This is a genomic window from Amycolatopsis sp. NPDC049252 (assembly GCF_043197175.1).
Lineage (GTDB): Bacteria > Actinomycetota > Actinomycetes > Mycobacteriales > Pseudonocardiaceae > Amycolatopsis.
In genome coordinates, this window is record NZ_JBICSQ010000103.1 from 1 (window position 1) to 13188 (window position 13188).

Consider the following 13188-nt stretch of genomic DNA (forward strand, 5'->3'; position numbering starts at 1 on the left):
GTAGAGCTTCACCTGGTCCGCGGGCACCCCGGCCAGGGTGTCGGCCGAGCAGGTCCCCCAGGCGACCGGCGCGGTCGCCCCGACGACGGCGGGCTTGGCCGCCGCGTCCGGCGCCGCCGCCGCGGTACCGGCCGGGCCGGCGAGCCCGATCCCCGCCACGAGCGCCCCCACCAGCGCGAACGAGCGCACCCGGCCCCTTGTGGATCTCCGCAAGACGTTCCTCCCTAGGTCACGCACTCACCGCGCACTCGAGGTGTCACGGCGCGTTACCCGGGAGAGACTGGCACAAACCGGTGAAAGCCGTCACCGTCCAAATGGATGGTGGGAATCTATCGGGCGACCCGGTTCAGGACGAAAACGGGCAACGGCCGCCCGGCCTCCTCCTGCTCCATCGCGTACCCGGGCCAGAACTCCAGCAGCTCGCGCCACATCGCGGCGTACTCCTCGCCTTCGAGCTCGCGGGCGACGACCGCGACGGGCCGCCCCGCGAGCGCGACCTCGGCCTTGGGGTCGGCACGCAGGTTGAGGGTCCAGGCCGGGTTGTTCGGCCGGCCCCAGTTGGACCCGGTCAGCACGAAGTCGTCGCCGTGCGGGAAGTAGAGCAGGTTCGTGCTGCGGGGCAGCCCGCTCTTGCGGCCGGTGGTCGTCAGGCGCAGGGACGGCAGCCCGGCGAGCGCCACGAGGCTCACCCGGCCGCCGAACACCTTGTGCAGTTTCTTGTCCGCCCAGACGACCACGACGGCCGAACGCATCAGCCACGGCTTCGTGCCGAGGGCCCGGGCCAGTGCCCGGAGAGGATTAGCCACGCACAGATCTTGCCAGGCTCACCCCGAAGCGCTGCTGGGAGTCGGTCCACCACTTCTCGAGGGCGAACCCGGCCGCGGCCAGCTCGGCCTCGACGCCGCCCGGCCGGAACTTGGCGGAGATCTCCGTCCGGATGTGCTCCCCCGCGGCGAACCGCACGGTCAGGTCCGCGCCGGGGATCTCGACGGTCAGCTCGTGCCGGGCGCGCAGCCGCATTTCGATCCACTCGTGCTCGGCGTCCCAGTGCGAGACGTGCTCGAACTCGTCGAGGTCGAAGTTCGCGCCGAGCCGGGCGTTGATCACCCGCAGCACGTTCATGTCGAACTCCGCCGTGACGCCGGCCGCGTCGTCGTACGCCCGCTCCAGCGTCTCGGCGTCCTTCACCAGGTCCGTGCCCAGCAGGAGCCACTCCCCTTCGTCCAGGACCTCCCGCACCGACCGCAGGAACTCGGCGCGCTCGGCGGGCAGGAAGTTCCCGATCGTGCCGCCGAGGAAGGCCACGACCCGCGGCTGGCCGCCGGGCAGCAGGTCCAGGTGCTGGGTGAAGTCGCCGACGACGCCCCGGACCGTCAGGCCCGGGTAGTCCGCCGAGATCGACCGGGCGGCGTCGGCCAGCGCGGACTCGGAGACGTCGAGCGGGACGAACGCCTCCAGCGTGCCGTGCGCGGTGAGCGCGTCGAGCAGCAGCCGGGTCTTCTCACTCGACCCGGACCCGAGCTCGACGAGCGTGTGCGCGCCGGTCAGCTTCGCGACGTCGCCGGCGTGCGCGGCCAGCACCTCACGTTCGCTGCGGGTCGGGTAGTACTCCGGCAGCTGGGTGATCTTCTCGAACAGCTCGCTGCCCGCGGCGTCGTAGAACCACTTGGGCGGCAGCCACTTCCGCTCGGCGGTGAGCCCGGCGACGACGTCCGCGCGCAGTTCGTCCGTGACGGCGTCGCCGGAACGGTGGTGGTCGAGATCGGGTCCGGTCATGACAGGGTGCCTTCCAGGGTCAGGGGAAGCAGGTCGACGCCGGCCGCGGTGGCGCGCACGGCGTGGTGGTCCGGGACGGGCGTCCAGCGCGGGTCGCCGTCGACGGGTTCGGACGCCAGCAGCACCCCGGCCGGGGTCTCCAGCAGGGACAGTGCGTGCGTCCAGGTGGTGCCGATCAGCGTTTCGCCGTCGGTGAGCAGGAAGTTGAGCCGGGAGCCGGGTGCGGCCGCCTCGACGGCGCTGGTCAGCCAGGCCACCGCCGTGAGCGGGTCTTCCCCGGCCGCGAGCCGGGCCCGCAGCAGGACCCAGAGCACGACCGAGTCCGTCGGCGCCTCCAGGGTCAGCAGCTCGGTGACCGGCAGGGTCTTGGCCAGTTCGGCCAGCGAGTCCGGGAAGCCGCGGACGACGCCGTTGTGGCTGAACAGCCACCGGCCCGTGGTGAACGGCGCCGCGGCCGCCTCTGTCACCGGCATGCCGGTGGTGCCGTTGCGGGCCGCGGCGACGAAGGCGTGGGTGGTGACCGCCGCGGCCAGCGGCGGCAGTGCCTCGTCCGTCCACAGTGGAGTGGAGCGCCGGTGCCGCAGCGGGACCTCGTCCGGGCTCAGGTACCAGCCCAGCCCGAAGCCGTCGGCGTTCACCGTGCCGCCGCCCCGCATGTCCGCCGGGGCGTAGGACTGCACCAGGAGTGAATGGGGCGCGCGAAAAACCGCCTCGGCGGGCGAAACGGGCGCGCCGAGGTAGGCGATGTGCCTGCACATGGCGCCTAGCCCACCTCGCCCGGGCCCGCGTCGCGGGCCGTGCGGAACCCGGCGAAGATCTGCCGCCGGATCGGGTAGTCCCAGTTGCGGAACGTGCCCCGGATCGCCGCCGGGTCGGTGCCGAACGAGCCGCCGCGCAGCACCTTGTACTCGGGCCCGAAGAACACTTCGGAGTACTCCCGGTACGGGAAGGGCGCGAAGCCCGGGTAGCCGTGGAAGTCGGTGCTCGTCCACTCCCAGACGTCACCGATCAGCTGGTGCACGCCGGTGGGCGACGCGCCGGCCGGGTACGCGCCCGCCGGTGCCGGGCGCAGGTGCCGCTGGCCCAGGTTGGCGTGCTCGGCGCCCGGTTCCTCGTCACCCCACGGGAAGCGGCGCGACCGGCCGGTGGCCGGGTCGAACCGCGCGGCCTTCTCCCACTCGGCCTCGGTCGGCAGCCGACGCCCCGCCCACGCCGCGTACGCCTCGGCCTCGAAGAACGAGACGTGCAAGACCGGCTCGTCGGCCGTGATCCGCTCGTAGACCCCGAACCGCGTGCGCCACCAGCCGTCCTGCTCCCGCTTCCAGAACCGCGGGGCCGTGATGCCGTTCTGCGTGCGGTAGGCCCAGCCTTCCGGGCTCCACCAGGCTTCGTCGTCGTACCCGCCGCTGTCGAGGAACTCGGCGTAGGCCCCGGAAGTGACCGGTGTCGTGTCCATCCAGAACGCGTCGACGGCCAGCTCGTGCGCCGGGCGCTCGTTGTCCAGCGCCCACGGCTCGGCCGACGTGCCCATGGTGAACGCGCCACCGGGCACCAGGACCTCGGCGGGCAGCGCGCCCGGCCGCGCGGGCGGCGGCTCGGGCGCGTGCAGCACCGGGTCGCCCTGGCGCAGCTGGTGCGTGGCCAGCATGGTTTCGTCGTGCTGCTGCTCGTGCTGGGTCACCATGCCGAACGCGAAGGCCCGTTCGGTGAGCCGGCGCCCCTGCAGCGGCACCCGCTCCAGCACGTCGAACGCCTTTTCCCGCACCTCGCGGACGTAGCTGCGTGCCTCGGCCGGGCCGAGCAGCGGCAGTGCCGGGCGGTCGGCGCGGGAGTGCTGGAACGCGTCGTAGATGTCGTCGATGTCCGGGCGCAGCGGCTCCCGGCCGCCGACGTCGCGGACCAGCCACAGCTCCTCCTGGCTGCCGATGTGCGCCAGGTCCCAGACCAGCGGCGACATCAGCTTGGAGTGCTGCTTGATCAGGTCTTCGTCGTCGACCGCGTCGGTCAGCGCGATACTGCGCGCCCGGGCCCGGGTCAGTGCCTCCGCCGCGCGGGCGCGCAGCTGTTCGGCGCCCAGTTCGTTCGACTCCGTGGTGGTCATGCTTCGCTCCTCGATCGGTACGCGCGCCCCTGCACGCTCTCGCTGATCTCGGTTACGGATTCCGCGCTCAGCCCGGTGCTGCCCAGCTCGGCGCAGCCGAGGTCGGCCAGCGCGGCCGCGACGGCCGCGAGCTCCGGATCGGCGAGGCCGCGGCCCGCCGCCCTCGTCCACCGGTCCGCCACCGGCTCGCACAGGCCGCGCACCTTGTCCACCGTGGACGGACGGGCGAGCAGCGCGGCGACCAGGGCGGTCGGTGCCAGCCACTCACCGGGTGCTTGCGCGTCGAGGTACCGGATCTCCAGGTACCCCTGCGGGCGGACGGGGGTGAACATGGTGCTGAGGTGGTAGTCGAGGTCCGCCGACGTGGGCCTCGGCAGCAGCGCCGCCGAGCCCCGGCCCTCGATCCAGTCGGCGAACGTCAGCCCCTCCGGCGCGTCCCACGGCCGGTCTTCGCGGGGCAGCACCATCAGCGGGGTGTCCATCATGCGCGTGGCCCACTCCGCCGCCGGGTCGTCCGACACGCCCGCCGTGCGCGTGCGGATCGCCTCGGTGTCGTGCACCGCGAGCCAGCGGGCGGAGGCGTACCCCGTGTCGCGCCCGGCGTGGACACGGGAGTTGGCGAAGAGGGCGAGCAGCGGCGGCCCCATGGCGTGCGCGGCCGCCCAGCGGGCGGCGTGGTGCTCGGCCTCCCCGGCGTCGAGGCACACCTGCAGGCCGGCGGTGCTGCACATCATCGTGATGCCGCCGGGGCCGATCCGCGCGAACCGGCGTTCCATCGCCGCGTAGCGCGGCGTGCCCAGGAGCCGGCGCGGCGCGCGGTGCGCGTCGATACCGGATTCACCGAGCCGGAGGCCATGACGGGCGAGGAGTTCACCCAGGTGGCGGAGATCGGCCGAGACGACCGCGTCGAGTTCACGCAGCGTGGCCTGGGGATGAGCGGAGATTTCGACCTGGCACCCGGGCTCGAGGCTCACTGGTGAACCGGCCGGGAGCGGGGTCTCTGGGCTGTCGGGGCGGAGTGTCCGCGGGGTGTGCGGGCCCAGCGCCGTGGCGAGGAGGTCGGGGTCGAGCGGTCGTGCCGGGTCGTCGGCGTGGTGCACGGTGAATTCCAGCTCTACGCCGGTCAGGCGCGGCGGGCCGTGCTTGAAGCACACCGATGCCACGTACGCCTCCCCGGCCGCGCGGTCCGCCAGGACGCGCGCGGTGCGGTTCGACGCACTGCCCGACTTCTCGGGAAACTCGTGCGCCGTAGACACTTCAGCCGCTTCTGTCATGTCAATCCTGTCCCGTGTGATGGAACGTTCTCGACTTCGGACGCTACACGCGGGGTACGACAAATTCAGGGGTGATCCTGACCCTCAGGACGGGGTCACCACTCCGTAAGAAGCTCCGGATCAGGGCAAAGCGGATTCCGTGCCCAGCCCCAGTTCGGCCGCCGAGGCCCGGACGGCCTCGATCACCAGGTGCAACGCGGGCCGCCGGAACGCGGTCCGGCGGTAGGCGATCGACACCGTCCGCAGCAGCGGCGTGGTGAGCGTGACGACGTCGATCCCGGGCGGGCGCAGCAGGCGCAGGCCCAGGTCGGAGACGAGGGTGATGCCGAGCCCGGCACCGACCATGGCCATCGCCGTGGACTGCTCCTCGACCTCGTGGTTGATCTTCGGGGCGAACCCGTGGCGCCGGCACGCCGTGCGCATCGCCCGGCCGAAGTGCGACTTCGGGCTGGCCAGGATCCACGGGTGCTCGGCGAGGTCGTCGAGCGAGGCCGAGCCCGAGGGCACCGCGCCGCGCGGCACCGCCGCGTGCAGCCGTTCGACGGCCACGACGGCCCGCTCCAGGCCGGCGTCCCAGGGCATCGGCGCGTCGGAGTAGTCGATGACGAAGGACAGGTCGAGCACGCCGTCCCGGACCGCCTCGGCGGTGTCCTCCGGGGCCAGTTCCCGGGTCCGGACCTCGATGCCCGGGTGCGCACCGGCCAGCGTGTTCAGCGCCGTCGGCAGCAGGCCGGAGGCCACCGACGCCCAGACGCCGGCGACCAGCCGGACGGTCCGCGCGTCCTGCGCCTCCTCCAGCGCGAGCGTGGCCCGCTCGACCGAGCCGAGAATCTCCTCGGCGTGCTCGGTGAGCAGTTTGCCCAGTTCGGTGAGCTGGACCCGGCGGCCCAGCCGTTCGAACAGCTTGGCCCCGACGTCCCGTTCCAGCTGCGCGAGCTGCTGCGACACCGCCGACGCGGTGTAGTGCAGGGCCGCCGCGGCGGCGGTGACGGTGCCCCGGCGGTGCAGCTCGCGGAGCATCTTCAGCCGATGCAACGAAAGCTCCATGCACCAAACCTAAACGAGATCGTGCAGCAGCGTTAAATGGACGCGAACGCCACCGGGGGCGCACGCTCGTGCTGGCGGTCACGAGGCCGCCCCGACTCCCCCGGAGGTAGTGGCCCTGATGACCCCCCGCAACGCCGAGCCGCTGATGCGGCTCTCGTGGACCGACCCCGTCACCGGCGCGAACGGCTACCTCGTCGTGCACAGCCTGGTCTCCGGCGTCGCCACCGGTGGCACCCGCATGCGGGCAGGCTGCACCATGAGCGAGGTCGAAGACCTCGCCCGGGGCATGGCCAACAAAACTGCGACCTTCAACCTGCCGGTCGGCGGCGCGAAGGGCGGCATCGACTTCGACCCGAAGGACCCGCGCGCCTTCGGCGTACTGACGCGCTTCTGTTCGTTCCTCCGGCCCTGGCTGGACGCCCACTGGGTGACCGCGGAGGACCTCGGCGTCCCGCAGCACCTGATCGACGCGGTGTTCGCCGACCTCGGGCTGGAGCAGTCGTACCACGCCGCGATCGGCCGGTCGGCCGATCCGGAGCGCACCCTGCGCCGGGTCCAGGCCGGCCTCAACGCCCCGGTGCCCGGCGGCCTGCTGCTCGGCGACGTCGTCGGCGGGTACGGCGTGGCGCAGGCGTGCCTCGGCGTCGCGTCGGCGTGGGACTGGAACGTGCGCGAGACGACCGTGGCGATCCAGGGCATCGGCACCATGGGCGGCGGCGCGGCCTTCTACCTGCACGAAGCGGGGATGAAGGTGGTCGCGGTCGCCGACGCCGCGGGCACGCTCTACGCCCCCGAAGGCCTCGACATCCCCGCGCTGCTCGACCTGCGCGACCGGTTCGGCGAGGTGGACCGCAAGCGGCTGCCGTCCGGGATCAAGGTGCTCCCGCGGGACGCCGTCGTCTCCACCGACGCGGACATCTTCGTGCCGGCGGCGATCTCCTACGCGCTGCGGCCCGACAACGAGAACCTGGTCAAGGCGAAGGTCGTCATCGAGGCGGCCAACGCGGCGACGACACCGGAGGCCGAAGCGGCGCTCTCGGCGCGCGGTGTCGCCGTCGTGCCGGACTTCGTCGCCAACGCCGGTGCCGCGGCCTGGGCGTGGTGGCTGCTGCTGGGCGAGGTCGGCGCCGACCCGGCCGACTCGTTCCTGCGGCTGCGCACCGAGATGCAGGCCAAGGTCGCGCTGCTGCTGGCCGACTGGAAGATGGACCGGATCCCGCTGCGGGTCACCGGCCTGAAGCTGGCGGAGACGAATCGGGCCGCGCGCGCCGAAGCGGCGCTCGCCCCCGAGGGTGAGCCGGCGCTGCTCATCCCGTGAGCCGGGAGTCCGTGCGGCGCCTCGCCGGGGAGGCGCCGCACGGAGCCCTCAGCCGGCGAACCGGTCGGTGGCCCCGACCAGGACGTCCTGCATCGAGGCGTCCCCGGTCGAGTGCCCGACGTCGTCGAGCATGACCAGTTCGCTGCCCGGCCAGCCGTGGTGCAGCAGCCACGGGGTGCCGACGATGTTGGCGGTGTCCAGCACACCCTGGGCGAGTACGGCGGGGATGTCCGCGAGCTTGCCGATGTTGCGCAGGATCTCGCCGTCGGGCAGGAACGCCCGGTTGCTGAAGTAGTGCGTGACCAGCCGCGCGAAGCAGAGCCGGTAGGCCGGGTCTTCGAACACGTCGTGCGGCGGGACGCCGGGCAGCATGGCGTCTTCCCAGGCGCACCAGCCGGCCGCGGCCTGGTGGTGGACCGCGGGGTCCGGGTCCAGCAGGAGCCGGTTGTAGGCAGCGGAGAGGTCTCCGTCGCGTTCGGCTTCCGGAACACCCTCGCGGAACTTCGCGAAGCCCGCCGGGAAGTACGCGCCGAGGCCGCGGACGAGCATCTCGATCTCGAGGAAGCGGTCGGTCGCCAGGCCCATCAGGACCATTTCACTGACCCGGTCGGTGTGGCGCAGCGCGTACGTCAGGCTGAGCACGCACCCCCACGAACCGCCGAACAGCAGCCATTTTTCGATGCCGAGCCGCGTCCGGAGCAGTTCGAAGTCGGCGACGAGGTGGTCGGTGGTGTTGGCGGACAGGTCGGCGGCCGGTGCCCCGGCGTGCGGGGTGCTGCGGCCGCAGCCGCGCTGGTCGACGAGCACGACCCGGTACTTCGCCGGGTCGAAGTACCGACGAATGTTGGCCGAGCAGCCCGAGCCCGGGCCGCCGTGCACGACCAGCGCGGGCTTGCCGTCCGGGTTCCCGCAGGTCTCCCAGTAGATCTCGTGTCCGTCGCCGACGTCGAGCATGCCGTGCTCGTACGGTTCGATCGCGGGGTACAGCCCAGCCATCAGCGCGTCCTTCCCAGCGGAATACAACAGCGCTGTCACATTAGCGGCGTTGCGATCGCGACGCCTTGGCTTTTCGGCTCAGTCGAGCGAGCCGGCCAGCTCGTCGAGGGTGTCCGCCAGCTCCCGCGGGCCCGCCGGGCCGATGTGGATGACCTCGTCTTCGCCCGCGCCGGAGGTGTAGCTGAGGTAGCGGCCCCAGTCGGTGTCGGCGTAGTGCAGCGGCTGCCGCAGGCAGGTGTGGCGGCCGACGTCGTCCCGGCGTCCGACGTAGAGCTCCCCGCTGCCGGTGACCGGCCGCTGCACGAGGCTGACCACGTCGGCGATCGCCGGCGGCAGCGGGTAGGCGTCGGAACCACGGCGGGCGGCCTCGGCCAGGTCCGCCACCCGGACCGTGCGCGGGTTGCCGCCGCCGGGCCCGACCGGCGGCAGCTGCTCGACGAGCGACTCGGCGAGCCGGTTGCGGTCGATCTCCTGCACCCCGACGTGCGTCCCGTCGGAGACGGCCAGGATCGCCTGAAGCCCCTTCGCCGCGGCGAGCACGCCGTAGGTCTGGCCGCCGGTGCCGACCCAGCCGTAACACTCCCGCGCCGGGGCCGCCAGCAGCGGCAGCCAGTCGAGGAAGTCGACGGAAGCCCGCCCGCGCCGGTCGACCAGCCCGGCCTCCGCCAGCGCGTCGTCGATCCGCTTGCCGGCCTCGTCGCGCTCCTCGTCCGACAGCCACAGCGGCTCCGGGCGCAGGGTGATGTGCAGCTGGCCGACCTGCTCGCGCTCGGCCAGTGCGGCCAGCGCCTCGACCGGAACATCCACCCGGCCTGTAACCACGTCCACCCGCCTAGTCGCTCTACTCGCCGATGACCGGCGGACTGGTCCGCTGGTCGGTCCCGAAGATGGCGTCCGGGTCCGCCTCGATCAGGTAGTCCGGCCGCTGGTGTTCATCGTCTTCCTCACCCTCGCCACGCCGCCCGCCGGCACCCATCGGCCCGCCGGCCTGCCCGGCCCTGCCGCCGGCCGACCGAGCGGCCGCGGCCTCCGCGGCGGCGGCGTTGCCGAGGCTGCCCATGCCGGACCCGCGCCCGCCGCCGAGCCCACGCTCCCCCGCGGCACCGGATCCGCTGCCGGTGCCGCCGGCGCCACTGCCGCCGATCGGTCGGCCGTTGGAGTCGAGAAGCCGTCCACCGGCCGTGCCGCTGGACGGGCCACGCCCACCGGGACCGCTGCCGGTGCCCGTGCCGCCGGGTTCGCCGAAGGTGGTGGAGTAGTTCTGTCCGCCGCCCCCGCCCCCGGTGCCGGTCGGGTAGAAGTCGACGCCCCCGGTCCCGGGCGGCGTCTTGCCGGGCCGGTCGCCGGTCTGCTGACCCGCGGGAAGGCGGCCGGGCAGGTTGGTGCCGGTGGTGCCCGTCGTGCCGGTGCCGGTCGTGTGGGTGGTGTCGGTGCCGCCGGTTCCTCCCGTGCCACCAGTCCCGCCCGTGCCACCCGTTCCCCCGGTGCCACCGGTACCCCCAGTGCCACCGGTTCCTCCGGTGCCACCCGTTCCCCCGGTACCGCCGGGCTTGTCGGGGCCGCCGGTGTGAGTGGTGTCGACACTGGTGGTCGAGGTGTGGTCGTCATCGGTCCCGTTGCCGGGAGGCCGCCCGTTCGCGGGAGGAGTAAGGGGCGGCGGCCCGACCGGCGGCGGCCCCGCCGGGGTTTTCACGGAGATCGCGGCGCCGTCGGCCTGCAGGACGCCGTACTCGGTGGGCAAGGCGGATCGGGTGCTGTCGGTCGCGCTGCTGTACTGGTCCATGACGCGGACGTTGGTCTCGTTCGCCGCGTTGTACTTAGCTATGCCCTCTTGGTAGTTGTCGATGTCGTCCTTGGCCATGAACGGCCCGGCGATCGGGATGGCGGCCTTCAGACCGACGCTCCAGGGGCTGGGCTTGTCCGGCTTCGGCGGCACCTCGACGACCGTGTAGCTCGAGTCCTCGAAAGCAGCGGCTTGGGTCTTGACGGAATTCGTGGTCGCGTCCAGGGGCGCCGAGCTGTCGTGGAATGCCCGTTCCATCGGTCCCGCGCCCGAGTTGGCGGCGTCCGCGGCGGGACCGCTCCACGAATTCACCATGCGGGCCTGGAGGGCTTTGATGCTCGCACCGTGCTCCATGTACGCGTCGGACAGCTCGCGGACGATCTGCGCCGTCTGCTGCAGCCCGGTGGTGTCACCTTGTGTGAAGTTGTCGAAGATCTGCTTGCCGTCCACCCGTCAAGCCCCCTTGAGTGTCTTGATGATGCTCGCCGCGACCTGGTTGGCGGCCGCACACGAGTCGTCCTGTCCCTGGTACCCCTGGGCGTACACGTCGAAGGCCAGGTCGTCGGCGATGCCGACGTCGAGACCGCAGGAGCCCATCGAGCGCTCGTCCTGGACATCCACGTAGATCGCCGGGTAACCCTCTACGTCCGGAGCGCGCTCCAGGAACCTGGTGATCACACCCTGGCGGTATGCGGCGTAGGCGCCCGCCAAACCGCCGGCGCCCCGGTCACGGTTCCCGGTGCCGAGGATGACCGACAAGCCGATACCCTCGCCCCGCAGCTTCCACAGGCACGATGGACCCGCCTGAGTGGTCGGGGTGTTGCCCTGCGGTTGGTATTCCCCCGCGTCGGTGTACCGCAATGAGGCCAGCACGTCTTGGGGGACGATCGAGCAGGTTTCGGCGACGTACTTGCCGGCGTCGAGCGGCGACCCAGTCACCTTGGGCACTTCCGGATCCGGCGTCGACGCGCCCGTCGGCGCGGAAGCAGACGGTGCCGGCGATGCCGCGCCCCCGGTCGTCGAGGTGCAGGCAGCCGTGAATCCGGCCGAAACGAGCAGCACTACACCGAGGACCTTGAGTTTGCTTCGGAACAAGTTCAGCTCACCCTAAACCTTGAAGGTGCTCGACAGATCCTGGTCGGTGACAACGGTCTTCGACTGCGCTTCCTTCAGCTTCTTGATGTACTCCTGCGCGTACTTGCGCATGGAGTCGTTCTGGCGCTGAAGGGCGGCGATCGACTCGCCCGTCGTCGACGCGTAGCTGCCGCTGACCGGATCCTGTCCCGGAGCCAACCCGGTGCCGAATCGCAGGCTGTTGATCTTGGAGCCGTCGTCGACGATCTTGTCGAGGACGTCCTCCCACTGGCCGATCACGGCGTTGAGTTCCTCGGGGTCCATCTTGAACTGGCCGCCCTGTCCCCCGCCGCCGTAGACGGGAGCCGAGTTCTCGAACGCGTCGCCCCAGAGCGCCTGCGCCGCCTGTCCGGCTTCGCCGATGATCACGACTCGCACCTGCCCCTCAGTTCACCCACCGTGATGGTGCAAAGACTAGCCAACCGTCTCACTCCGTGTCAGCGAATCGGCGCAAGCTTCAGACGATGGGGACTTCCGGGCGGTTCCCGGCGACTCCGGGTCACAAGACGTACGTACGGATTGCGAGATCCGGGTCCGCGATGTCAGGATTCGAGGATGCCACGCGTAAGCCAGGATCACCTCGACGCAAGACGGCGCCAGATCCTCGACGGCTCGCGGGTGTGCTTCGCGCGCTACGGCTACGAAGGTGCCACAGTTCGGCGGCTCGAGGAAGCCACCGGTCTGTCCCGCGGCGCCATCTTCCACCACTTCCGCGACAAGGAGTCGCTCTTTCTCGCCCTCGCCGAGGACGACGCCATCCGGATGGCCGACGTCGTCGCCGAGCAAGGCCTCGTCCAGGTCATGCGCGACCTGTTGGCCGGGGACGGCGAGCACCCCGCCGACTGGCTCGGCACCCGCCTCGAGGTCTCGCGGCGGCTGCGTACCGACCCGGAGTTCCGCGGCCGCTGGGCCGAGCGCTCCGAGCAGCTGACCACCGCGACCCGGCTGCGGCTGCTGCGCCAGCGGGAGGCCGGGAACCTGCGCGACGACGTCGACGTCGACGTCCTCACCGCGTTCCTCGAACTGGTCCTCGAAGGACTGGTCTCGCACCTGGCGATGGGCCTGCCGGGCGCCGGCCTCGGCCCGGTGCTCGACCTCGTCGAGGAGACCGTGCGGCGGCACCGGCCCGGCACCGCCTGAGCCGCCGTGTTCCAATGGCCCGCGTGGATCTCCTCGAGGCGCACGGCCAGGCCATCCGGGCGTTCGGCGACGCGGTGCACGCCGCCGGGGCCGGCGACTGGGACCACCGGACGCCGTGTACGAAGTGGACCGTCCGCGACCTCGTGAACCACCTCGTCGCCGAGCAGCTCTGGGCGCCTTCGCTGCTCGCCGGCGCCACTCTCGACGACGTGGGCGACCGCTTCGACGGCGACGTCCTCGGCGACCACCCGGCCGAAGCCTGGGACACGGCCGCCGAAGCCGCGCGGGAAGCCTTCCTCGACGACGGCGTGCTCGAACGCGCCGTGCACCTTTCCCATGGCCTGGTCCCTGCCCGCGAGTACGGCTGGCAGATGACCGTCGACGCCGCCGTGCACAGCTGGGACCTCGCCACCGCGCTCAGCCTGCCCAGCCCCGTCACCGAGCCGCTGGCCGAACGGCTGATCGACGTCGTGCGCCCGTGGGTGGACGACTGGCAGGGCCTCGGCCTGTTCGACCCGCCGGTCGCGGTCGGGCGGGGGGGCGGCCCCCCCGCCCCCCCCCGCGCCCAGCGCGCGCGCCCGCCGCCCAGACACACACCCGCGAACCCCCCCCGCTCGCC

General features: G+C 72.2%; 14 protein-coding genes and 1 pseudogene. 3 read left to right on the plus strand and 12 right to left on the minus strand.

Translation table 11 applies throughout. The features are described from left to right. The 7 genes and pseudogenes from ACGFMK_RS44270 to ACGFMK_RS44300 all read right to left on the minus strand — a co-directional run. Positions 1–189, minus strand: a pseudogene (locus ACGFMK_RS44270) (alpha/beta hydrolase); the annotation flags it as partial. Between the two features lie 140 nt (positions 190–329). After that, the gene (locus tag ACGFMK_RS44275; RefSeq protein WP_392776504.1) at positions 330–752 is read right to left on the minus strand and encodes a nitroreductase family deazaflavin-dependent oxidoreductase; all 423 of its coding nucleotides are present in this window, start codon (positions 750–752) and stop codon (positions 330–332) included. A 46-nt stretch (positions 753–798) separates the two neighbouring features. Continuing rightward, positions 799–1776, minus strand: a complete 978-nt coding sequence (gene egtD, locus ACGFMK_RS44280; protein ID WP_392776443.1) for an L-histidine N(alpha)-methyltransferase — start codon at positions 1774–1776, stop codon at positions 799–801. Further along, a complete protein-coding gene (gene egtC / locus ACGFMK_RS44285; RefSeq protein ID WP_392776446.1) occupies positions 1773–2534 on the minus strand; it encodes an ergothioneine biosynthesis protein EgtC in 762 nt (253 codons plus the stop codon). Before egtC ends, egtD begins: the two co-directional genes overlap by 4 nt. Positions 2535–2539: 5 nt before the next feature. Further along, positions 2540–3877 (minus strand): ergothioneine biosynthesis protein EgtB, encoded by a 1338-nt coding sequence (gene egtB / locus ACGFMK_RS44290; protein WP_392776449.1) that lies wholly within the window; start codon positions 3875–3877, stop codon positions 2540–2542. Then, positions 3874–5133 carry a glutamate-cysteine ligase family protein gene (locus ACGFMK_RS44295; RefSeq protein WP_392776507.1) on the minus strand — a complete coding sequence of 420 codons (1260 nt, stop codon included), beginning with the start codon at positions 5131–5133 and terminating at the stop codon, positions 3874–3876. Before ACGFMK_RS44295 ends, egtB begins: the two co-directional genes overlap by 4 nt. A 138-nt stretch (positions 5134–5271) precedes the next feature. Beyond that, the gene (locus tag ACGFMK_RS44300) at positions 5272–6198 is read right to left on the minus strand and encodes a LysR substrate-binding domain-containing protein (RefSeq protein ID WP_392776452.1); all 927 of its coding nucleotides are present in this window, start codon (positions 6196–6198) and stop codon (positions 5272–5274) included. A gap of 118 nt (positions 6199–6316) precedes the next feature. Here ACGFMK_RS44300 and ACGFMK_RS44305 point away from each other — a divergent pair, with 118 nt between their 5' ends. Then, a complete protein-coding gene (locus ACGFMK_RS44305; RefSeq protein WP_392776455.1) occupies positions 6317–7516 on the plus strand; it encodes a Glu/Leu/Phe/Val dehydrogenase dimerization domain-containing protein in 1200 nt (399 codons plus the stop codon). 48 nt (positions 7517–7564) lie between these two features. Here ACGFMK_RS44305 and pip read toward each other — a convergent pair whose 3' ends face one another. The 5 genes from pip to ACGFMK_RS44330 all read right to left on the minus strand — a co-directional run bounded on the left by pip (position 7565) and on the right by ACGFMK_RS44330 (position 11798). Beyond that, the gene (gene pip / locus ACGFMK_RS44310) at positions 7565–8512 is read right to left on the minus strand and encodes a prolyl aminopeptidase (protein WP_392776458.1); all 948 of its coding nucleotides are present in this window, start codon (positions 8510–8512) and stop codon (positions 7565–7567) included. Positions 8513–8590: 78 nt separating this feature from the next. Next, entirely contained in the window at positions 8591–9319 is a 729-nt protein-coding gene (locus ACGFMK_RS44315) for an ESX secretion-associated protein EspG (RefSeq protein WP_392776460.1), read from the minus strand. A 34-nt stretch (positions 9320–9353) separates the two neighbouring features. Beyond that, positions 9354–10745, minus strand: a complete 1392-nt coding sequence (locus ACGFMK_RS44320) for a WXG100 family type VII secretion target (protein ID WP_392776463.1) — start codon at positions 10743–10745, stop codon at positions 9354–9356. 3 nt (positions 10746–10748) lie between these two features. Beyond that, on the minus strand, positions 10749–11357 hold the full coding sequence (locus tag ACGFMK_RS44325) for a DUF3558 domain-containing protein (protein ID WP_392776466.1): 609 nt from the start codon (positions 11355–11357) through the stop codon (positions 10749–10751). A gap of 45 nt (positions 11358–11402) precedes the next feature. Next, the gene (locus tag ACGFMK_RS44330; RefSeq protein WP_392776469.1) at positions 11403–11798 is read right to left on the minus strand and encodes a hypothetical protein; all 396 of its coding nucleotides are present in this window, start codon (positions 11796–11798) and stop codon (positions 11403–11405) included. Positions 11799–11984: 186 nt separating this feature from the next. Between ACGFMK_RS44330 and ACGFMK_RS44335 the strand changes: the two genes are divergently transcribed. Further along, the gene (locus ACGFMK_RS44335) at positions 11985–12569 is read left to right on the plus strand and encodes a TetR/AcrR family transcriptional regulator (protein WP_392776472.1); all 585 of its coding nucleotides are present in this window, start codon (positions 11985–11987) and stop codon (positions 12567–12569) included. A gap of 23 nt (positions 12570–12592) precedes the next feature. Continuing rightward, positions 12593–13188: TIGR03086 family metal-binding protein (locus tag ACGFMK_RS44340; RefSeq protein WP_392776475.1), on the plus strand; the 596-nt coding region annotated here is incomplete at its 3' end.